Annotated in this window: 17 protein-coding genes; 16 read left to right on the top strand and 1 reads right to left on the bottom strand. The window is 52.6% G+C overall.

Translation table 11 applies throughout. The features are described from left to right. The first annotated feature begins 39 nt into the window (after positions 1-39). The 8 genes from OXG87_13255 (at position 40) to OXG87_13220 (ending at position 8,439) form a co-directional block, all read left to right on the top strand. Positions 40-639: a hypothetical protein gene (locus OXG87_13255; protein MCY3870521.1), complete on the top strand. Its 600-nt coding sequence runs from the start codon at positions 40-42 to the stop codon at positions 637-639. Positions 640-894: 255 nt separating this feature from the next. Beyond that, positions 895-1,983: a sialidase family protein gene (locus OXG87_13250; GenBank protein MCY3870520.1), complete on the top strand. Its 1,089-nt coding sequence runs from the start codon at positions 895-897 to the stop codon at positions 1,981-1,983. Between the two features lie 75 nt (positions 1,984-2,058). Then, a complete protein-coding gene (locus OXG87_13245; GenBank protein MCY3870519.1) occupies positions 2,059-3,201 on the top strand; it encodes a prolyl oligopeptidase family serine peptidase in 1,143 nt (380 codons plus the stop codon). A gap of 154 nt (positions 3,202-3,355) precedes the next feature. Further along, on the top strand, positions 3,356-4,489 hold the full coding sequence (locus OXG87_13240; GenBank protein MCY3870518.1) for a hypothetical protein: 1,134 nt from the start codon (positions 3,356-3,358) through the stop codon (positions 4,487-4,489). Continuing rightward, positions 4,476-5,345, top strand: coding sequence for a hypothetical protein (locus OXG87_13235; protein MCY3870517.1), 870 nt, complete (start codon positions 4,476-4,478; stop codon positions 5,343-5,345). The genes OXG87_13240 and OXG87_13235 overlap by 14 nt, the downstream gene beginning before the upstream one ends. Before the next feature lie 28 nt (positions 5,346-5,373). Further along, the gene (locus tag OXG87_13230) at positions 5,374-6,411 is read left to right on the top strand and encodes a hypothetical protein (protein MCY3870516.1); all 1,038 of its coding nucleotides are present in this window, start codon (positions 5,374-5,376) and stop codon (positions 6,409-6,411) included. Between the two features lie 29 nt (positions 6,412-6,440). Further along, positions 6,441-7,160, top strand: a complete 720-nt coding sequence (locus tag OXG87_13225; GenBank protein ID MCY3870515.1) for a hypothetical protein — start codon at positions 6,441-6,443, stop codon at positions 7,158-7,160. A gap of 40 nt (positions 7,161-7,200) precedes the next feature. Next, positions 7,201-8,439: an acetylxylan esterase gene (locus tag OXG87_13220; protein ID MCY3870514.1), complete on the top strand. Its 1,239-nt coding sequence runs from the start codon at positions 7,201-7,203 to the stop codon at positions 8,437-8,439. Positions 8,440-8,447: 8 nt separating this feature from the next. Here the strand turns inward: OXG87_13220 and OXG87_13215 are convergent, their stop codons facing one another. Continuing rightward, complete coding sequence (locus OXG87_13215) at positions 8,448-9,713, bottom strand: sialidase family protein (protein ID MCY3870513.1); 1,266 nt, start codon at positions 9,711-9,713, stop codon at positions 8,448-8,450. Positions 9,714-9,912: 199 nt separating this feature from the next. On the opposite strand from OXG87_13215, the gene OXG87_13210 reads away from it, so the two are divergent. From OXG87_13210 to OXG87_13175, 8 genes are all read left to right on the top strand, one after another. Beyond that, positions 9,913-10,698 carry a M55 family metallopeptidase gene (locus OXG87_13210; GenBank protein MCY3870512.1) on the top strand — a complete coding sequence of 262 codons (786 nt, stop codon included), beginning with the start codon at positions 9,913-9,915 and terminating at the stop codon, positions 10,696-10,698. 34 nt (positions 10,699-10,732) lie between these two features. Continuing rightward, positions 10,733-12,226, top strand: a complete 1,494-nt coding sequence (locus tag OXG87_13205) for a hypothetical protein (GenBank protein MCY3870511.1) — start codon at positions 10,733-10,735, stop codon at positions 12,224-12,226. Between the two features lie 31 nt (positions 12,227-12,257). After that, positions 12,258-13,292, top strand: a complete 1,035-nt coding sequence (locus OXG87_13200) for a Gfo/Idh/MocA family oxidoreductase (protein MCY3870510.1) — start codon at positions 12,258-12,260, stop codon at positions 13,290-13,292. Positions 13,293-13,381: 89 nt separating this feature from the next. Further along, entirely contained in the window at positions 13,382-14,410 is a 1,029-nt protein-coding gene (locus OXG87_13195) for a dienelactone hydrolase family protein (protein ID MCY3870509.1), read from the top strand. A gap of 89 nt (positions 14,411-14,499) precedes the next feature. Next, positions 14,500-16,740 carry a DUF3604 domain-containing protein gene (locus tag OXG87_13190; GenBank protein ID MCY3870508.1) on the top strand — a complete coding sequence of 747 codons (2,241 nt, stop codon included), beginning with the start codon at positions 14,500-14,502 and terminating at the stop codon, positions 16,738-16,740. Positions 16,741-16,815: 75 nt separating this feature from the next. Then, positions 16,816-18,195 (top strand): sulfatase-like hydrolase/transferase, encoded by a 1,380-nt coding sequence (locus OXG87_13185; protein MCY3870507.1) that lies wholly within the window; start codon positions 16,816-16,818, stop codon positions 18,193-18,195. A 58-nt stretch (positions 18,196-18,253) separates the two neighbouring features. Further along, positions 18,254-19,555, top strand: a complete 1,302-nt coding sequence (locus OXG87_13180) for a DegT/DnrJ/EryC1/StrS family aminotransferase (GenBank protein MCY3870506.1) — start codon at positions 18,254-18,256, stop codon at positions 19,553-19,555. Further along, complete coding sequence (locus OXG87_13175) at positions 19,534-21,720, top strand: DUF3604 domain-containing protein (protein MCY3870505.1); 2,187 nt, start codon at positions 19,534-19,536, stop codon at positions 21,718-21,720. The genes OXG87_13180 and OXG87_13175 overlap by 22 nt, the downstream gene beginning before the upstream one ends. Positions 21,721-21,734: the final 14 nt, after the last annotated feature.

Raw genomic sequence — 21,734 nt, 5'->3', positions numbered from 1 at the left:
TGAAACCACAAGGCTTATTTGCCGAAAGAATCACAGAACATGATAAGGCTCATCATTTCCGATCTCTCTGAGGTACTTGTTTCTGGCCTGTACGGAATAGAAATAGAACTTCAGCCAATACTGGGAATCCCACAAGATGAAATCTTGTCAGGCTTTAGTGGAAATCTGCTCACAACTTTGTTCGTGGGGCGTATAACGGAGGATGAGTATCTTAGCGAGATAATATCCGAGAAGTGCTGGCCGGTCACCGTAGAGGGGCTGAGAGAAACGATAAGGCGGAACCTCCTTCGATCCGATAATCGCGCAATCGCACTCGTTACATCGCTGGCAGAGAAGATGGATGTAGTCATCCTTTCAGATCATGCAAGAGAATGGGGTGATTTCGTCAGACAAAATCATCCTTTTTTGAAGGTCTTTGAGCGGCAGTTCTATTCATATGAGACTGGAATCACCAAGAGTGGTCCACGGGCGTTCACACATGTGCTGCGAACCATGCGTGTTGCTGCCGAGGAATCCCTGTTTATTGACGACAGGATGCCAAACGTCGAAACTGCCCTTTCTGTTGGACTGAATACCCATCACTATACAACCGTAGAGACGCTCGAATCCTATCTGGTCTCCAGAGGGATCTTGGGTTGACAGAACAGAGAAGTCAATGGGGCGCAATCGACAGAAACCTGAGCTGATCTTTGAGCCGCTCGACCATTCACATTTGCCTGTACTCAAGAGTTGGTTCAGCGATTCAGATACCAAAAGATGGGTTGAGGAGCCCTCCGACAGGTTGGTGAGTTACATCAACTCTGAGCCACAATACTATGCTTGGATCGCAGCGCAGGAGATTGAAGGACTTTATCGTGAGTTTGTATCTCAGGTGCCCAGATTGAGAAAAACAACATGACAGATGCAGAAGTAAAGAAACAGCGTGATGCCGATATTGCACTCGAACCGGCGACGGTCATTGTCAATCCGTGGAAACAGCATGTGCCGCCGACTACACGACAGGGCGTGCCAGGCATCGAACGCACCGCAAAGGGACGGTTGTGGGCAGTTTACGGGCGAGATGTCGAAAGCCCGCGAAACTACCAGGTCTTGATTCGTAGTGATGACGATGGACACACCTGGTCAGATCCACAAGTCATGGTACTGCCCTGTAGGGACGTTCGGGCTATGTCCGCTTCCATCTGGACCGACCCCCAGGATCGGATGTGGGTTTTCTGGGGACAGAGTTTTGGTCAACAAGATGGCCGTTACGGCATATGGACTATTGTCACCAGCAATCCAGATGCAGAGAACCCAACATGGTCGAAACCGCGTCGATTGGGTAATGGCATCATGCTGAACAAACCAACGGTACTATCGAATGGCGATTGGCTCTTTACCTCGTCTGTATGGAAGACTGACAACAGCATCAAGGTCTATGCCTCGCGCGATCAGGGTAAGACCTTCGAGCTTCGTGGTACTGCCAATATTGTCAACGCGGAATTGCGGGGGCCTGATGAACCGATGATTGTTGAGCGAAAGGACGGCTCACTCTGGATGCTGGTGCGAGTCCGTGGCATCGGCCAGACAGTTTCTCACGATCTTGGAAAGACCTGGACGCCCGTTGAACGTCTTAAAATACCACATCCTACCACCCGATTTTTTGTGCGTCGTTTGAAATCTGGCGCATTGTTATTGGTCAAGCATGGATCCATGAACGAAAAGACGAGACGCGAGAAACTGGTGGCGTTTGTATCCGACGATGAAGGCCTGACGTGGCAGGGCGGACTCATGCTGGATGAACGGGAGAAGGTCACCTATCCCGATGGCGTGCAGGCAGGCGATGGAACAATCTACATCATTTATGATTACAATCGCACGCCAAACGGAGCGGTTTTCATGGCAAAGTTCAGGGAGGCGGACATTCGCGCTGGCAAGATCGTAACAGAGAATGCCCGACTGCGCGGGGAGGTCGCACGGCTGTCGAATGGTGATAGGCTTTGACATATAAGAGCCACCGTAATATATTCTACAAGTCTCTTATTTTTTGAATTGCACATTGGACGCCATAGGAAAAAAATGACCCTCGTACGGAGTGTTTTGTTAGTACTTCTTTTTACTGTGCCTGTCCTGGCTCAGGATGCCAATGAAAGCAGGGAACAACGACGTGAGAGGAACTTTGCTCGGCGTGATACAAATAAGGATGGTCGAATTTCCAGGGAAGAGTTTAGTGGTAATGCGGCGAATTTCGATAGACGGGATTCGAACAAAGACGGCTTTATTTCTCGAGAGGAGTTTGGCTTGAACCCAACACCTCCTGAAAGGGAATATACCGAAGAAGAACAGCGAATGATGGCTGGTGATAATGAAAATTCTCCATTGGCTGAGGGCGTAAAACCGGTGCCAATACCATTATCTATTTCACCCGTTCACGAACTACGCACACCTTCTGGCGATGGAGCAACTGCAGAAGCATCTTATCGCGTACCACCAGGCGATGGGCCGTTTCCTGCAATTGTCTTTATGCACGGTGGTCTCGGATACCAGAACCAGGAAAGACGACAGCAAAATCTGACAGGAGGGCCCATTCAAACCCGATTTTTAGCACTGGGCTATGTTACTGTTCAGGCTACTCGTCGGGATTATAGCGACAATCCACAGGCCGAAGGACCCATTCTGGATTTTCTGGCCATTGTAGAAGCTGTGCGAAAGTTCGATCAGGTGGATTCCGAAAGTATTGTCGTAATGGGGGGCAGTGGCGGTGGCAGTATGACGCTGGAACTGATCAGTCGAACCTCTGTAAGCGCGGCAGTTGCTGGAGAACCTGCTTCGATTATTTTTGCTGGGATGTTGACAAAACCCGCAGCTGACCAGGCGGTTCGATATGAGCCAATCAACGACCCTGCAAAGTTTTGGACACCAGATATTATTGCCAAAGTTCAAGACAAAGTAAGCCGTTTTCAAACTCCCCTACTCGTCCTTCACGGAGATGTCCATCCTTTAAAACACGTCAATATGGATTATATTATTCCTGCGATTAGGGATGGTGGAAAGACGATCGAGGTGAAAATTTATCCGGGTAAAGACCACGGATTCTACTGGGGCAGACGAGTGGATGAAGCATTTGTTGTAGCTATGATAGAGGATATTCACAGCTTTGCCGTCCCCCTCTTAAAAACAAAGCCCGTTTCAATGGATCAAAAGTTCTATTCAAAAAATTGAAACGCATTGGCAGGATCATCAGTGGAGGCTACGGAAGAACTCGTAGTCTCCTTTGTTTTTTCAGGAATATGGGCAGGAATTAGATCAGGCCAAATTGAGCGTATATCAAAGAATCCATGACTTTGTCGGCTGAGAACGATATGGTGAGGGATGTATGAAAAACGTCATTAACAATTTAGCCCCGAAACGACTCATGCTCCCTATAATTATTTCCTTTTCCCTGTTGATTGCCAATATCAATGTGCTTTACGCTGGTGATAACGATATTTATCAATGCGCTACAAGCAAGGATGTTTACGATGCATTGGGTACCGTCAAGCCAGGTGATACGATTATGCTTCAGGGCGGCAATGTGTATGAAATCGATAAGAGTTTTAAGCTACATGCAAATGGGTCCGATAAAAATAGAATCACCCTTACATCAAAAGACAACACAGGCCAGGGTCGATATGCTGTAATTTCCACAGTTGGTCAAAAAAAGGAAGAGGATTTGGTAGCAATCAAACTAAGTGGCTCGTTCTGGAACATTTCCCGCATAGAAATAACCGGGAAGAAAGTGTCTCTGGACAAGGGGTATTGGAACACGCATGGTTTTCGTATCGGTTTATATTTATTGGGATCGGGATCACACCATAATGTTATTGAAGATGTGCATATACATCATACACATAATACTGCTGTAGCTATCAGGAATGAAAGTCACCATAACACCTTTAGAAGAATGAAAATCCATCATATTGGAGAATGGCTGGATAAAGATTATAACGCCCATGAAGGAGAAGGCTTTTATATTGGTTCATCAAAAGGGCTTGAAGAAAGAGGGAAAATGGCAAGAGCCCATAATATCATAATTGAGGAAAGCATATTGGGACCGGGATTACTGGGACAATATATCGATATCAAATACGCGGCCTCATTTGTAACTGTCCGGAATAATATTCTATACTGTTATGAAAAATCCTACAATGAAGAAGTTGTCAAATTAGCGGGATTTGCCAACATCATAAAGGATAATAAATTCATCGGATCTAATAAGAACCTGACTCGATATATTCAGATTTTAAATAAAAAAACGGACGATCCAGTAAGGGTGGACTATCTTGATCAGAAAAATATCCCTGCGCCAACAGGGAGGGATAACACTGTTGTGAACAATGTTTTTTACACCAACGATCCAAAGATATTAGTTGTTGAAATTGATGTTGCTCCAATAGATCGTTCATCAATTATTGTTGAGAATAATAAAATCGAACCATTTGAAAGGAGAGCTTTCCATGACATCGAGTGAAACATTGGATCGGGTGTGGCAACAGATAGAGTGTCTGTATCAAACGGGAGGAGAACTCCTTGAAGTACAGCGCACGACTGTACTGAAGATTCAAAGATCTGATGAAGAACTATCTGATACCGACAGGCAACTTCCCGACGCTTCTCAACTACTCGATCAACTCAGTCAATTGCGTGAACGACTGAACCAACAGAGCAAACAAGTCCAACAAGATGCAACCGAGACGACACAGGAAGCCTCGAATTATCTGAAAGAGTTGTCTATTGAGCGCCTGAATGTCATCGAACCAGATGGGACTTTGCGCCTTGTTCTCTGTAATACAAAACATTCACCCGGTCACTTTATGGATGGAGAACAATTTGGCGAACCTGATGGGAAACGTCCCGCTGGAATTTATTTTTTTAATAATGAGGGTAACGAATGTGGCGGGTTGGCCCACGGTGGGGAACGCAATGAAGATGGCTCGTATTACGCTGGAGGAGCTCTGACATTTGACCAATACCGCCAGGATCAAGTAATTTTTATCCAACATGAGGACACAAATGGTCGTCGCTCTGCGAGTCTCAATATAGTGGATCGTCCCGAAATGCCCATAAACGAGTGGGCTAAGGAATTCCAACGCCTCTCGGATCTTCCCGAAGGTCCAGAAAAGGAAGCCGCATTGAAACGTCTGGAAGTAGAACACCCTCATGCGCGGCGAGTTTTTGTCGGCAAAGAGAATAATCTCGCGCTTGTGTGTTTACACGATGGTCAAGGGCGTATCCGAATAAGACTTTCTGTTGAACCAGAAGGCACAGCCAGATTAGAATTTTTCGATGAGAGCGGCGAGACCGTTGCTCATTTTCCACAAAATTGATAGTAGCAAAGTACCTGGAGAAAAGCCCATGCACATTCTTGTTTTCGAGACCGATTCCAATCGACAGCGACAGTGTACCGAGGAAGGCTGTGCGTTCCTCAAGACGCAGGGCGAAGTCGAAATCATCCGCCAGATTGATCAACAGGACAAAGAAGCATTCACGCGATTCCTCGAGCGTATTCCCGTTGCGGATGGGATTGTGATAGGTCCCTGGCACCGTCCTGCAACCACCCCTCAAGACTGGCAATCTGCCGAGCGAATGAAGGTCTTAGCCGGGACGTTTGACAATCGCTTCGATGGTTGGGTTGACCTGCAGGAGTTGGCAGACCGCGACATCCCGCTTATTGATACGTCGCGCAGCATGACGCCATCGGTTGCCGAGTTTGCGCTCGCCATGACACTCAATCTCATCCGCGATATTCCCGAATCACTCTACCTCGTACGCCAGGGCAAATGGAAATCTCACATGTGGAAAAAACCAGGCTTTGTCTATGGGGACCTGACAGGCAGGCGTGTAGGACTCGCCGGATTCGGCAGCATCAATCAGCGTTATGCCGAACTGGTTGCGCCATTCAGGTGCGCCACGAGAATCTACGACCCCTATGTCGCAGATGCCACACTTGCGGCACACGGTGTCGAGCGTGCCCCGTCACTTGAGGAACTGGCTGCGTCCAGCGAAGTCTTTGTTGTCGGCCTTCCTCCAACGCCAACAACCCAGCAAATTATCAGCAGAGAAGTCATCAACGCCTTGCCACGGGGAGCTTTGTTCGTGCTTGTCACGCGCATGGCAGTGGTTGAGCAAGATCCACTGTGGGAACGCATTGAGGCCGGGGAGATAGCTGCGGCGATTGACGTGTTCGCACCGGAACCTCCCCCACCAGATGCCTGGTTTCGTCGGCATCCCAACGTGCTGGCAACCCCCCACATCGCAGGGGGCACGGATTTCTGCCATCGACGTTGTTTCACCGATGCGTGCAAGGATGCGGTTGCGGTACTAACGGGTAATGAGCCACGCTTCCGCGCGACCCTGTGGGACGATGCCTGCTATCAGGGGAGACTCGACTAATTCAGGTTTAAGGAAAAGAGGAAACAGTTATGATGTTTTCACATGCTGAGGCTGGGAAAATGTACGGATTAAATGTGAATACGTGGGAGGATTTTTTCGAAATAAGCGAGTATGGGATGCCCCAAAATCCCAAAATGGGATTTACCGATCAGGCACTTATGAATGCAAAAATCGTTGACGCTTATCTCAAGGCTCACCACGATGCCATCAGGAAATACGACCCCCATCATTTGATTTTTGGCGATAAAATACAAAATGCGAGGCCCCAACCCGATTGGGTGTGGGATATTGTGAAAAATTACGTAGATGTGGTGCTGATCCAGGATTACGATTTCTATACGCCGGCTCACGAACAAAAACTGCAGAGAATTTATGAAAAGACGGGAAAGCCCATCATCAACGGCGACCACGCCTATGGATTCCTGCGCCCCCAAATGGATAGGGTGAAGGGGGTAGAAGTCCCCACTATCGAGGATAAAGGCAAACAGTACGCCGTATATTTAAAGGGAATCATGAACCTGCCCTTTATGCTGGGCTGGCAGACGTGTGGGTATATCGAAACCTGGGCCGGAACGCATGACGCTACGGGTAAGTCCCAGACCGGGTATTTCGATCCTATGGGAGAGCCTATTACCGAGGCACTCAAATATGTCAAAGACGCCAATGAACAGGCACTGGTATGGCATAAAAAGGCCGGAACTCTGGAAGGCGTATATTCTTCGATGAGGCGGAAGCCCTTCAGGAGATAGGGCGATCAAGACTTTCGGAGAACATGAGAAATACAATACAATGAGAATAATTACATGGACGGTTATTTTCACAGCAATGCTGAGGACTTTGAGCGTGCAAGCTGATTACCGCACTGAGGAATCGAGAATACGCGCACTGGCTGAGCTGACAGATACACCGGTTGTTCGCAATGAAAAGGAACAAATCGTCAGTATTGGTGCTGGTGAGTTGAAGACGATCTACTTTGATGCACTTATGTACGAGGGAAAACCAACCCGCGTCTATGCATGGCTCGGTATCCCTGAGGAGGCATCGTCGAGCCACAAGGTCCCGGGAATCGTGTTAATCCATGGCGGTGGCGGAACCGCCTTTAAGGAGTGGGTTGAAAAGTGGAATGCCCGCGGATACGCGGCAATCAGTATCGCAGTGGAAGGGCAGACAGATGAACGGGAGCCAGGGAAACCCGGCGACACCAGGCGCAACAGGTGGAAAAAACATCCCTGGTCAGGACCGGCTCGCACAGGTATTTACGGTGACGCCGACAAACCGATTGAAGAACAGTGGATGTATCACGCCGTTGCCGATGCAATCCTGGCGAACTCGCTACTTCGTTCCCTGTCGCAGGTAGATAGTACGAGCGTCGGCCTGATGGGTATCTCCTGGGGAGGCATTATTGCAAGCACGGTTATCGGTATCGACGACCGCTTTGCTTTTGCCATTCCGACGTACGGATGCGGGAACCTATCCCAGGCGGCCAATCAATACGGCAGGGCACTTGGAAATAATGACCTTTACAAGGAGGTCTGGGACCCCGTTTTACGCTTAAAAAAAGTGAAAACCCCGACCCTGTGGCTCTCCTGGCCGGGAGACCAGCACTTTCCATTGGACAAGCAGGCCTCATGCTATCGCACTGTATCCGGGCCATACATGGTATGTCTGATCCCCGGCATGAAACACGGGCACCAGCCCGGTATGAAACCTCCGGATAGCTATACCTTCGCAGACAGCGTTGTCAAAGAGGGCAAACCCTGGGCCAGGCAAATTTCGTCCAGGACTGAAAGCGGACAGTTCACAGTGATTTTTGAATCATCAAGGCCCTTGGATGCGGCCTTTCTGATATCAACGACTGATACCGGAATAACCGGCAAAAGGAAGTGGATCGAATCACCTGCAAAGCTGAGGAAGAGGGCCGAGCAATGGGTGGTAACCGCCACGCGGCCCGAAGGAACAATCGCCTGCTTTATTAATGTGAAGTCAGGTGATTTAACCCTCACCTCCGACTATACAGAAATAGAATAAACGACATTTCAGCGATAAAACTCCGCCAGCGGATAAATGCGCAGAACCATCTCGCGTGGCTTCCCCGCCTTCCCTTTCCGTTCCCCCAGTGTCACCGCTTCCCCGGCGTCCTCGTCCGCTTCGACCCAGCTCCGGTGGTAGGTCAGGTACACCTTATCGCCCGCAAACCACACATTGGGATAGTCGAAGGTGGCGAACCCCTCTGGCAGCATACCCACATCGGGCAACCCGATCACTGGCGTAATCGGCTCTTGCGGCACCACCCGCTCCACGTCCTCCATCCCCTCGCTCACCTCGATTGTCTTGAACCGCTCCCAGCTCGCGCCACTATCCCTGGAAATCGCCACCGACAGCCTCCCCCGCCGGTAACCCCGTTTGATCTCATCCCGCGACACCTGGTTCCACACACACAGCAAGTCGCCCGTGCTCGGAATTTGCCGCAGCCTCGGCGGCGAGTACGAACTCGCCAGATCGCTCGGCAAAATCGGCGTCCAGGTCTCTCCACCGTCTTCGCTGGTGCTCTGCACCAGCCGCCCCACCGTAGATCGCGCCAGCAGCATCACCCGCCCATCCGCGCATTCCGCCACACTCGGTTCATCCACCGCCGTGATTCCTCCGCGCCCGTTGGGAATGCCCTCCGCGTCAAACCAGCCCATCAACTGCCCCTGACACTGCTGCCACGTCTGTCCCTCGTCGTCCGAATAACTCACCGCGGCAATATCCACCTCCGGATAGTGATAATGTCCGCTCACCTGCAACCGCAGCCCCTTCCAGATCCCATAACTACTCACCCGCTCGTATTCCAAACCAGGGTGCCGTCTGTTGCTGTGACAGATCCGGCTGGGCATCAGCAACCGCCCGCTCGACAGTTGAATCATCACATCGTGGTATGGTCCACCCAGTAGCTTCATCGGCCACGCGCCCACCCAGGTCTGGCCCTCGTCTTCAGACACCGACAGATAAAAGGGATTCCAGTTGAACATCTCCGTCCCCAGTCCCGCCTCCTCCTTGCCCCGGTGCGCCAGTGCCAGCTTGCCCGACTGCAGCTTTATACACGACAGGTTGGACGAACTTCCCATTGCCTCGCAGTTCAACGGCCGCGACTCGCCCCAGGTCTGTCCGCCGTCGGTCGAGATATGAAAACGACTCCCCACAACCATCACCAGGGAGCCGTCGTCTAAGACCACCATCCCATTGCCCGTACCAGTACCGATGCCGATCTGCTCCACCACCCCTTCCGGTGCTGGCTTGCGAAAACTCGGTTTAGCCATCATCCGTCCAATCCTCCGAAAAAAAACGACCCAAATAGCAAAATATCTTTCAGGGGCAAGATAGAAAGTGACCATGTCGAAGTCAAACGCAATTGGACAGAGCATCTCTAAGAGGGGCGGGCGCATCTCTGCTTGCAGGAACGCCCCACAATCATGTATTTTGGCAACGTAAAACATCGTCAATTTCATCAGGAGACTTTCCATGAGAATTCTTATCTTGTGCGATTTGGAAGGCACTGCTGGCGTCGTAGATTTCAAAACTCAGACTTACGACGGAGGGCGCGACAACGAACAGGCAAAATATCTCGCCACTCTGGAGATCAACGCCCTCATAGACGGTGCTATGGAAGGAGGCGCCACAGATCCTATCGTGCTGGACGGACACGGCAGTGGTGGAATCAATATCGAACATATCCACCGCGAAGCCCGGGTGATATTCGGTCGCCCCAGAGGCTCTGCGTGGGAGATGGGATTGACATTTGAGGCGCAGTTTTTGTATGGCCATCACGCGATGGAGAACACGCCTGATGGTGTGCTGTGTCACAGCTGGAGCTCCCGAAGCATTGCCAACTGCTGGTTGAACGATGAACTGATCGGTGAAATTGGTTTCAACATAGCCCATGCCGGTGAGGTTGGCGTGCCCACGGTTTTCATCAGCGGGGATCGGGCTGCTGTAGATGAGGCTCGACGATACGTTCCCGACATCGAAGGCGTTGTCGTGAAAGAGGGGCTCAGCCGCACGGCTGCCCTCTCCCTCTCCCCCACCAAAGCCCGGGATCTGCTCCGAGAGGGCGCTCGCAAAGCCATGGGACGAATCGGGGAAATCGCACCTTATACAATCCCATCCCCATATATATTCGCGACCGAATATCAGTCTGCTGATAGTGCCGAGGCCAGAGCTGCCCGTGAGGACGTCGAGCGAGTAGATACCCACACAGTCAAAATAACCGGTGATACCATCGCTGAAATTAGTGCAAAAAGAAGATAGTGAACGTTCGGGTCTCAGAGGCACTGGAGGGCATATGGAACCATTATTGAGTTATTCGCGTGTATTCGCTGGCGCCTCACGGTACGACGAGGCGGGAAATGCATATCCGTTTCATGTACCCGAAGGGATTCGCCTAGTGCTTACACCTGCGGAGAAGTCGGAGGTCGTGGTGGCCGCCGACCGGCCTTGGGAGAGACAGCAGATCAGTCACGTGACGGTGAGGCAGGATGCCGGCAAGTACCGAATGTGGTACGGAGCGCGCAGTGGTGCCCCCCCTACTTCACAGTTCATGTGTTATGCCGAAAGCGAAGACGGTTTTCGCTGGAACAAACCGGAACTCGGGCTATATGAGTTTGAAGGCTCGACGAAGAACAATATCTGTCTGGTCGGTCCTCATGCCCTTCGAGGTTCGGTATTCATCGACGAGAACCCTGCAGGAGGCGATCGCTACAAGAAACTCGGCCATAGCCCGCGGTGGTACGACGAAGCGGGCAATGAGATTTCCAATAAAGAAGGTCTTGCGAAATGGAAAGAACTGGGCGAACAGGGCTACAACCGTGACGAGGTGCGGAAGAAGGTGCGGCTGGTGGGTACACACCGTGCGATGACGTCTGTGGACGGGATACGGTGGACGGTACTCGATGAACCGGTTTTCAAAGCGTTTTGCGACTCGCAGACCGTGGCGTATTTCGATGTCAAAAAGAACCGGTACGTCGGGTATTTCAGGACTAAAATCGACGGGCGCAGAGCGGTGGGGATGTCAGAGACCGAAAACTTTTCGAAGTGGCCGGTACCAAAACCGATACTCGCTGCGGATGCGCTGGATGGACCGAGCGACTCGCTCTATACCAACGCCTATTGCCGTTATCCCGGAACTGACCTGCACCTGATGTTTCCCGCCGTCTTCCACCAGGTTGACTGCAGCGTAGAGATGCAACTGGCGGTCAGCAGCAACGGAGTCAACTGGTCGAGGCCATCGCGGGAGCCGATCGTTCCGCGCGGAGAAAACGGAAGCGGCGACGAAGGTGGCGTATATGGAGGACCGGGACTGGTCGTACTGCCGGACGGGCGCTTTGCGCTGCCATACAGCGGCAGAACGGCTCGACATCACGAAGTGTACTACCGGGACGTCAATACAGCCGGTCGGTTTCGGCTGGCGATGTGGCCGGAGCACCGGCTCGGGGGCATACGAGCGGATAATCGCGGGGCATTTACCCTGGAGAGTCGGAAGATAAGCGGCGGAGAGCTTTTACTAAACTATACAGCCGACCGGGGCGGATGGATTCGAGCCGCTCTCTATGAGAACATTCCGCATCCACCCGAACCAGCCGATCCGCTTCCCGGCTATTCGTTCGACGAATGCGAACGGGTCTCTGGTGATCAATTCCGGCTGTCTTTGAAGTGGAAAGGGAGCCCAGACCTTTCGCTGCTTGCCGGCAAGAAGGTCAACATCCGCTTCGAGATGAACCGGGCCACCCTGTACGCCTTTGAGTTGGGGACGGCAACCAACGTACGACACAGCACCTGAAACCGTACATTGAGTATTTGAGGTGTCTGCCATGAAACCTTACAAATTCTTGATTAGCGGCTGTGGAAGCGCTGGCCGTAACGTGGCCCAAGTAGCCGCCGCTGATGGACGTGGAAAAATTGTGGGGCTCGTCGATCCACAGCAGGCACAGTTGGACATGATGCAGGAGCAATATCCGGATGCCTTGACTGGCCACGAGTACGCTCGACTCTTGCGAGAAACACAGCCCGATGTTGTAGTCGTGGCGGGACCGGATCACTTGCACGCCGACCAGACTGTCATGGCATTGGAGCAGGGCTGCCACGTCCTGGTGGAAAAACCGCTTGCCACCACAGTGGCAGATGCCCAACGCATCCTCGACGCAGAGGTAGAGAGTGGCCGGCACGTCATGACCGACCAAACCATGCGCTACCTGCATCCCTGGCACGAAATGGCACTGATGGCCCAATCCGGTGAGATTGGCGATGTTTTCTTTGTTCAGGGCGATTACATCCATGACATGTGGAGCCATTATTCACCCGAAGGCAAAAACCACACACCCTGGCGCATTGATCGGCAAAATCCCCAGAATATCCTGCTGGGCGGCGGCTGCCACCCACTTGATCTGATTTTGTGGACCGTCGAATCCCCGGTTACGGAGGTCTATGCCTATAGCAATAAGCTCAGCATTCCGGTGTTTCCAGATGATGACTGTTATATTGTGATCCTTCAATTTGAAAATGGCGTCACAGGCAAAGTCTTTGTGACAAGCGGCTGCTCCGGACATGGCATGGGCGAGGGAATGGGCGGTGGCTTTCTGGCCGTATATGGCACCGAGGGCACATTGTGGAAAGGTCAACTCTTCCGCCGCGGCCATGAGCCAGTTCCAATTGAAGAATCATCTGCTCATGAAGTAATTGGTGGACACGGCTGGGGACGCTCTGTGGTCGATTATCTGAATCTGCTCGATGGCAAAATCAGTAATCCGATCCCGGCTCGATGGGGTGCGCGCATAGTTTCTATCTGTGAGGCAGCACTGGATTCGATTCGCACGAAGCGCCCACAATCCCCTCATTGGTTTGAATAGCCCGCAACCAAAGAATCCCGGGAATCCCAAAGAGATTTGGATTCGCTTGTGCTTTGCTGAATTAAATTTTATACTACCGAGACAGGACAATGAGACCCATCATCTTCGAAGATGACCTTTCGCAACTGCTGGATCAGTTTGAGCCATCAATGCTATTCGACGGCTCAACGGTCGATGAACTGGAGAGGTGGCAGGATCGATTTCGATCAACAGTAGTGGAACTGTTGGGCCTTCGCCCGGAACGGTCGGACCTTTCTCTGGAATTCCTGACTGAAACGGATTGTGGGGACCACGTACGCCATCGCATTCGCTACCAGACGGAACTGGACGTGTTCGTACCGGCTTATTTGCTCGTTCCCAAGGAGTTACAGAATCGGACTCCGGGTCTCCTTTGCCTGCATGGGCACAGCCAGTTTGGGAAAGATGGTGTGGCGGGGATCGACAATTCACCCGAGCGGAAAGAAGAAATTGTAACGAAGGGATACAACTTCGGCCAGAAATTCGCACAGCAGGGCTACGTCACCCTGATGCCCGATCTACGCGGGTTTGGCGAACGACGGTCCAATTATCCAAATCCCCGGGTTGACTATTGCATGCGCAACTACCTTTGTGCAACGCTGATGGGCACAACCGTTGTGGCACTACATCTGTGCGATCTACAGGCGGCACTCGATGTGCTTCAGTCCCTCGATTATATCGACAGTGAGATGCTTGGCTGTGCAGGGATTTCGCTCGGAGGTCGAATGACCATGATGATCTCTGCTTTTGATTCACGGGTCAAGATTGCCGTACCCTCGGGTTGTCTGAGCATGTACCAGGAACGTTATCAGGCTTTGAAGAAGTGCGGCGCACAACTCATCCCGGGACTTCTCCAGTATGGGGATACGCCGGAGATCTTCTCTCTCATCGCCCCCCGCCCTATGGTAATAGAATGGGGGTTGAGGGATCGACTGGCGCCACGCGAATGGGCGGAGAGAGCCCTAGTCAGAGTGCGGAAGGCATATGGGGCAGCCGGCGCTTTGGATCAGTTATTTGTCGATCAATTTGACGGCGGACACCAGTTCAATATGAAAGTCGCCAGTGATGTCCTGAACAAATGGAGGAACGGTGGTCTCTGATCACATTGCAAATGAATTCCATCCACCGAATCTTGAACATGAACTTGTTCTGGCGCCGTGATTCGTCGAACGGCTGTTGAGGAGAACCCATGCCGAAATCACGAGTGCAGCGCGTCAACATCACAGTCCAACCTGTGCCGGGTAACGAGCCCGATGCATTCGAGGTCGAATTTCACGGAAGTGACGGCTCACGTAGCTGTGGGCACGATCTGGAATTGCCCGCAGGCAAGTTGGGGATGTGGAAGATTACTGCCACCGCATCAGAAACCATAACTGCCGGCGGCGGTTTTCTTTTTCAGCGGCACTCGTTTCTGTTCTCGCATCGAATTCAGGACTACAACCCAGAGGGACGTGATTTCGTCACTCTAAAAACCCAATGTGATGCGGCCTTACGCCTGGTCGTCAATTCAGAAAAGCAGTCCCACCGTCCGGGATTCGCCCAGGTGCTGGTCGATGAGGGTGAGATGAAAACCGGTGATTCCTTCACCATTCAGATTGGCGATTCGAGCTATGGAGGCGCAGGGAGCGCCGTTTATGACGGAACGACTCTGGGTCGGATTACCAGCGCCGTGGATCGAACAGGGGATGGCGTCTATCGGGAACTGGCCTGCAACCCCTGCAGGATTCACATCACATCCAATCCTGTACCGGCGCGGCTTCGGCTTCTGGGCCCGTCGATCGTTACGCCCGATGAGGCCTTTGCACTGCATCTGATGGCCTTCGATGCAAGCCACAATATCTGCGAGCAATTTGAGGGTCGAGTGACCTTCTCCGGTCCGATTTCAGCGGTTGAGGGGTTGCCCGAATCCATCTCGTTGGGCTCCAGTGACAGCGGGCTCGTGATTCTGGAAGACATTCGCATATCAGAACCCGGCCTTATCCGTCTGATCGCGGAAAACAAACGCCACGGTCTAAGGGCAGTGAGCAATCCCATCCTCTGCAAGGAACAGCACGACCGCCGTCTCCTCTGGGGAGATCTCCATTGTCACGGATGGGGCGATATTAGCATGTCGCTACTGGACGATCCCACCTTCAAGATTCATCCTGAGCGGAGACACGAACAGTTGCGGAGAGTCGGCCGGCTGGACTTTGGAGCGCCGGGACCGGCCGTTCCGCCAATCCAGGAGGATCGACCAGAGCTGTGGCGTGCCTATCAGCAAGCCTATCGGAACAACGATGAGCCGGGGACTTATGTTCCTTTTCTCGCTTCAGAGGTTCACCCGAGACCTGGAGGGGATCGGAACGTGATCTACCGCGAATGGACTGAAACCTATCCCCCCACCTTCTGCACCATGGACGAAGTGATGGCCGAGTTTGGAGATCGGGAGGATGTGATCCTTGAAGCCCACATCGGGGGTGGTCCCCCCCAATGGTACGATTATCGTCCCAGTCACGAGCCGCTTCTTGAGGTCGCCAGCGGGCATGGCTGCTTTGAATGGGTGCTCCAGTGGGCCCTGCGCTGTGGCTTTCGCCCAGCCGTTATCGGATCGGGGGACACCCACCTTGCTACGATGGGCGCTCCAATCGCCGCCAAAGACTACTTCGGGAGGTGGCACAATGTTGGTTTGAACTTCCGAGACACCGGGTATGGGAACGGACCGATCGCCGCCGTTTGGGCAGCGCGCTGCGAGCGTAACGAAATCTGGAAGGCGATTCGGGATCGGCGCACCTTCGCCACCACTGGGGCGCGCATCATCCTGGCCGTAGATGTCAACGGACACACTGCGGGCAGCGAGGCCAAAATCGCGGCTCCTGCTGAGATCACCATTTGCGCGCACGCCTGTGCTCCCGTGCAGCGAATAGACTTGATTCGGAATGACCGTTGTCTCCACTCATGGCATCCCGATGCACTCGATATAGATCTGACCTATGCCGACGAGATACCGCTGCGAGAGGGAGCCTATTACGTTCGTCTCCGCCAAATCGACGGTGAATATGCATGGTCCACGCCAATCTGGACCTTCTGTCCGGATGGATCTGAGCAAGATGACCTGCCCAGGTGGAACGCGCACGAGCCTCTTGATCTCACGAGCTTCAGGCCCAACCAGGCGGAGTCTTACGAAGCCGATCTTTACCGTTACCTGGAGGTGGAAGAAGAGATCGAGGAGTTTCACGATTTGACCCCTTTCGACGTAATCGAGGAGGTCACCGGAAAATGTGCGCTTTTCCTCGGATATTTTGGTATCGATCGAGATCCCATCAGTATTCGCTGGTATTTTGAATTCGACATGCCCAAAATCCATGTGGACTGGGGGTGGAGAGATTTTGGACTCCGACCGACCCCTCTCAGAGTGGAAGAGCGTATCCTGGAGTCTGGCGGGCATCTCTGACTTGAGTCTCTGCGTATAAAACAGACCGACTGGCTCTCGGGTCAAATTCTGGCATTGGAAAATAGGAGATAGGAGATGGACCAGCGGCAATCGGACGATTGGACCAGAGGTAAAAATATAGGTGAGACAGAAGGGAGACCTCCCAACATCATCCTGATCCTTCCTGATCAACAGAGGTTTGATTCATTGGGATGTTACGGCAATCGGAATGCGATTTCTCCTCATATCGACCGACTGGCAAGTGAAGGTGCCTGTTTTGAATCGGCTTTTGTGACCCAGCCTCTCTGTTCCGCGGCCCGATCTTCAATCCTGACGGGACTATTTCCCCACAAGACTGAGGTCTGGGACAACGATGTGACTTTGACCGACCACACAACATCTTTTCCGAGGCTCCTGCACGATATGGGTTACACCACCGGCTACGTCGGTAAATGGCATCTAGGTCCGACGCCTGAGCCTTTCGATCGACCTGTATCGGGAAGACCGATCCAGCCTCCTCCGGACTACTTTGATGTCTGGCAAGGTCATGACGGGAGTGAATCACAATGGGTTGGAGAGCCCATGAAGAAATGGACCGTGCCCGACAATCACGAGTCTGCAATTCCCGATTTTGGTCGTGAAGAACCAGGCGAGTACCGTGTTGACTTCGAGTTCGACCGCGGAATCCAGTTTATTCGCGAACACCACCAGAATCCATTCTGCTTGATCGTATCTTTCCGGCCTCCGCACACACCGTGGACCGCTCCCCCGGAAAACTGCGAGCGATTTCAGGGAAAGGTCCAGTACCCCACGTACTATGCAATGGTTAACAGAATTGATGAAAACGTTGGCCGGATGGTGGATGTCCTGAATGCTTTGGGCCTCGAGCAAAACACCTTGATTGTATATACATCGGATCACGGGCATGATTTTGTCTATCGATGGAATCCTCAGCCAAAACGGAATTGCTACGATACGGCGAGCAGAATTCCTCTGATCTTCTACTGGATCGGAAAGATCAAACCTGGAGTCCGAAGCGAACTCGTCAGTCACGCAGACCTGGTGCCCACCATCCTGGATCTCTGCGGGTTAGACATTCCCGATGGCCTGCACGGTCACAGCGCGAGAGAACTCCTGCTTTCTGGCAAAGGTCCATGGCGTGACTCTGTTTATATTCAGAACCATCCATATCGTCAGGATGGTCTCTACTGTCCTCCGGAAAGTGACCCTACGATGTTTGAAAGGTGTATTGTAACAAATGAATGGAAACTGATCGTCAACTCAGAGCGACCTCCGGAACTCTATCATCGTCCCTCTGATCCAGACGAAATAAACAACAGGCTCCGCGAACCCGGGCTGGAAGAAGTGCTGCGGATGCTGTTCGGGAAACTCGAAGATTGGGCGTGGCAAATTGGAGATGGGCAGGCGCTGAGCAAATGGCTTTTATACAAATGGAATAGAGGGCTGGACGGATAAGGACCTTTTTTCATTCCAAATATCTCAACCAGGGTAAAGATTACTTTAGGAGAATACCATGGCACAATCACTTCTGGCAATTGAAGGAGGCCCAAAGGCCGTTACGGCTCCAGTAGGAGATGGGTGGGAAAATATCGGCCCGCTTGAAAAGTCGTACGTGAACGAGGTACTGGACGATCCGAAGATAGCCCGGCGACATCTCGAGCTCTTCGAATCTGATTTCAGCAAACTGGTAAAGACCCAGCACGCGATCTGTACGTGCAATGGAACCGCAGCTTTGCACTCGGCCATTTTTGCTGCAGGTGCCGGTGTTGGCAAAGAAGTGATCGTGCCATCAGTCACCTGGCATGCCACGATTTCACCCATCCTCCACTGCGGCGCAACACCCGTATTCTGCGAGGTAGATCCGAACACCTTCTGTGCGGATCCGGAAGATGTAAAGCAACGAATCACAGACAGGACATGCGCGATTGTCGTCACACACGTCTATGGGAATCCGGCGGATATGGATGGACTGCTGGACCTGATCGCGGGAACCGATATCAAGCTGATTGAAGACGCCTCTCACGCACACGGCGCTCTGTGGGATGGCAAGCCAGTGGGCGGCATTGGCCACATTGGGTGCTTCAGTCTGCAGGGCAGCAAGCCAGTTACGGGATTGGAGGCAGGGGTGGTGGTGACAGATGACGATGATCTCTATGATCAGATGATGGCATTGGGACAGTACGGTCGTTGTGGGGGATCGTGGAAAACCGATCGGTTTAAGAGATTGCACAACATGGGCCTGGGCGTCAAATACAGGGCGAATCCTTTTGGTATCGCGATGGCTCGAGGGCGGCTCGAACGCCTTTCAGAGCTCAACAAAAAGCGCCGAAAGTGGTTTGCACAAATGGACGAGCTTCTCGAGAATGTAGAGGGGGTTGAGACTCAGAAGGCCTATCCAAAGGCTACCCGCGGCGGTCTCCTGTTGTATGCGGGTCTGGTCGATCCCGAAGCCTATGGAGTACCCGTGTCGAAAGTTCTGGAAGCGCTGGTAGCCGAAGGGGTGCGGACAAAACCGGAGATAACGCCTTACGGGTATGGTGTGATGCATCTGGAGTCACTGTTCAACGATTTCTCATTCGAGGGCCTTGGGGGTCCCTGGGGATATCTTCCAGATAACGCGAGAAAATCGTATCGACCGGGCAGCCTGCCGATCAGCGAAAGGATACATAGCACGTGCTTCTGGCTATCTACCCCTGTAGATCCCGATCCGATCTGGATCGAACAAACGGCAGAGGCATTTCAGAAGGTATATGACAACCGTTCGCGGCTTTCTGAATTAACGGATGATACCGTATGTCAAAAAACGCTCGCATAGAGTGGATCCATGCCTCGATTCCCGGGGATGAACCCGATGGATTTGAGGTCCTGTTTCGGGGTGCAGATGGTTCTGTTGCATCGGGATCCACATTCAATCTGCCTGCTGGGAAAGTCGGCACGTGGGAGATCACATTTACTGCTGCAGCGGATGTGCAGGATGGTGGAGGATTCTGCTTCTTCCGCCGCGGATTCCTCATGGGCCACGCCCCTCAGCTGAATAACCTACTGGGACGCGACTATGTGACAATGGAGTCAAATTCTGACGCCAGGCTGGACCTGACTGTCAATTCCGACCATGGTCACGAACCCGAAGTTGCGAGGGTTCGCGTGTCGAAAGGGGCCCTTCGAAAGGGAGATTGGGTCAGATTGCGAATCGGTGATCGCTGCGGAGGTGGTCCAGGTGCTGAAGTTTATGACTCGACTACAATGGCGCGACTGGAGGCAGCCGTAGATCGCAATGGCGGTGGTGAATTTGTCAGCATCGCGGGTGGAGAGACCCGGATTCGCATTACTTCAGAAGCATCCGCAGATATGCTGCGAATCCTGGGACCATCCATTGTCGAACAGGGCGAATCGTTTCACCTCAATCTGGTCGCTTTCGATATCCATCGAAATGTGTGTGAACAATATCGGGGCGTCGTCCAGTTAACTGCCCCCGACAATGTATCGGGCCTGCCGGATCGAGCGGTATTTGAGCCAGTACATAACGGCGTCCTGAGGTTGGAGGGCGTGCAGATTAGCCACCCTGGCGTTTATCGCCTTGAAGCGAGGGATGGAGACCTTCGAGCCATAAGCAATCCGATATTCTGCCAGAAGTCTCCGGACTTCCGGCTACTCTGGGGAGACTTTCACTCCCACGCCTGGGGCGATACGTCCATGGCGCTGATGGACGAGCCCAGCTTCAAGTTGGATCCGGATGCCCGACACAGGCAAGCCCGCGCAGTGGGACGGCTGGATTTTGCGGCTCCGGGCCCCATGTCGCCACCAGATCAGGCTGACGAACCCGAACTGTGGGAAGCCTTTCAACAGGCATATACCAATCACGATGAGCCCGGAATATATGTACCCTTCCTCGCATCGGAAGTTCACACGCGCTCCGGAGGAGACCGAAACGTCGTGTTCCGGGAGATGGAAGATGGGTACCTGCCGACCTTTTCGTCGATGGAAACTCTGCTGGAAACCTACGGAGATCGGGAGGATGTTCTTCTTGAATCCCACGTTGGAGGAGGACCGCCAAATTGGGACGCTTTTCGGCCCAATGTCGAACCACTGCTGGAAGTGGCCAGCGGTCACGGCGCTTTCGAGTGGCTCTTGCAGAAGGCACTGAGGTACGGCTATCGACCAGCCGTTATCGGATCGGGAGATATCCATCTGCCCACACTGGGCGCCCCAATGGCCCCCCATTGCTTCCGGGGTCGGTTCAACAAGGTGCTCAACATCCGTGACACCGGATTTGGATCGGGTCCTCTGGCAGGTGTGTGGGCCACTCGCTGTGAACGAAAGGCCATCTGGCAAGCTGTCGCTGAAAAACGAACCTTTGCAACGACTGGGGCTCGAATCATTCTGATGGTTTCGCTGGGGGGCAATCCCTCTGGCAGCGAGATACAGCTTTCAGGCCCAGCCAGAATTCGCGTGGTAGCTCACGCATGCTCAACCGTGCAGCGCGTAGATCTCATCCGGAATGATCGACGCTTGAAGACCTGGCGTCCGAACACGCTGGACGTAGATCTGACTTACGTGGATGAGCATCCGCTCAAAGAGAATGCCTACTACATACGGCTTCGCCAGAACGATGGAGAGTTTGCCTGGAGTACACCGATCTGGGCAAAGGCGGCAGACGGAGAATCTCAGCCAGCATCGGACTTGCCGTGGTGGAATGAACATGAGACACCCGTTCAGGTGAGTTCCAGCGGCGCCGAAAACCACACAAATGATTTGCTGCGTTACCTGGAAGTGGAAGAAGATCCGAACCTGTTGTCGGAACTCACCCCTGCAGGGATGCTGGATGAAGTGACCGGCCGATCTGCTCTTTTTTATGCATACCTGGAACCTCAACACGAACCCGTGAGTATTCGCTGGTATTACGAGTTTTCCATACCCCGAATCCATCTGGATTGGGGCTGGCAAGATTATGGCGCAAAATCCGGCAGAGGAAAAGATTAACCCAATACGAACAA

The sequence above is a fragment of the Gemmatimonadota bacterium genome (assembly GCA_026706845.1).
Classification (GTDB): domain Bacteria; phylum Latescibacterota; class UBA2968; order UBA2968; family UBA2968; genus VXRD01.
The sequence above is the reverse complement of the archived record's forward strand: the minus strand, read 5'-3'. Positions and strand labels throughout refer to the sequence as shown.

Bases quoted from the DNA above. Each gene is read 5' to 3' on its own strand.
- OXG87_13255 (MCY3870521.1), top strand. From the start codon at position 40: ATGATAAGGCTCATCATTTCCGATCTCTCTGAGGTACTTGTTTCTGGC.
- OXG87_13250 (MCY3870520.1), top strand. From the start codon at position 895: ATGACAGATGCAGAAGTAAAGAAACAGCGTGATGCCGATATTGCACTC.
- OXG87_13245 (MCY3870519.1), top strand. From the start codon at position 2,059: ATGACCCTCGTACGGAGTGTTTTGTTAGTACTTCTTTTTACTGTGCCT.
- OXG87_13240 (MCY3870518.1), top strand. From the start codon at position 3,356: ATGAAAAACGTCATTAACAATTTAGCCCCGAAACGACTCATGCTCCCT.
- OXG87_13235 (MCY3870517.1), top strand. From the start codon at position 4,476: ATGACATCGAGTGAAACATTGGATCGGGTGTGGCAACAGATAGAGTGT.
- OXG87_13230 (MCY3870516.1), top strand. From the start codon at position 5,374: ATGCACATTCTTGTTTTCGAGACCGATTCCAATCGACAGCGACAGTGT.
- OXG87_13225 (MCY3870515.1), top strand. From the start codon at position 6,441: ATGATGTTTTCACATGCTGAGGCTGGGAAAATGTACGGATTAAATGTG.
- OXG87_13220 (MCY3870514.1), top strand. From the start codon at position 7,201: ATGAGAATAATTACATGGACGGTTATTTTCACAGCAATGCTGAGGACT.
- OXG87_13215 (MCY3870513.1), bottom strand. From the start codon at position 9,713: ATGATGGCTAAACCGAGTTTTCGCAAGCCAGCACCGGAAGGGGTGGTG.
- OXG87_13210 (MCY3870512.1), top strand. From the start codon at position 9,913: ATGAGAATTCTTATCTTGTGCGATTTGGAAGGCACTGCTGGCGTCGTA.
- OXG87_13205 (MCY3870511.1), top strand. From the start codon at position 10,733: ATGGAACCATTATTGAGTTATTCGCGTGTATTCGCTGGCGCCTCACGG.
- OXG87_13200 (MCY3870510.1), top strand. From the start codon at position 12,258: ATGAAACCTTACAAATTCTTGATTAGCGGCTGTGGAAGCGCTGGCCGT.
- OXG87_13195 (MCY3870509.1), top strand. From the start codon at position 13,382: ATGAGACCCATCATCTTCGAAGATGACCTTTCGCAACTGCTGGATCAG.
- OXG87_13190 (MCY3870508.1), top strand. From the start codon at position 14,500: ATGCCGAAATCACGAGTGCAGCGCGTCAACATCACAGTCCAACCTGTG.
- OXG87_13185 (MCY3870507.1), top strand. From the start codon at position 16,816: ATGGACCAGCGGCAATCGGACGATTGGACCAGAGGTAAAAATATAGGT.
- OXG87_13180 (MCY3870506.1), top strand. From the start codon at position 18,254: ATGGCACAATCACTTCTGGCAATTGAAGGAGGCCCAAAGGCCGTTACG.
- OXG87_13175 (MCY3870505.1), top strand. From the start codon at position 19,534: ATGTCAAAAAACGCTCGCATAGAGTGGATCCATGCCTCGATTCCCGGG.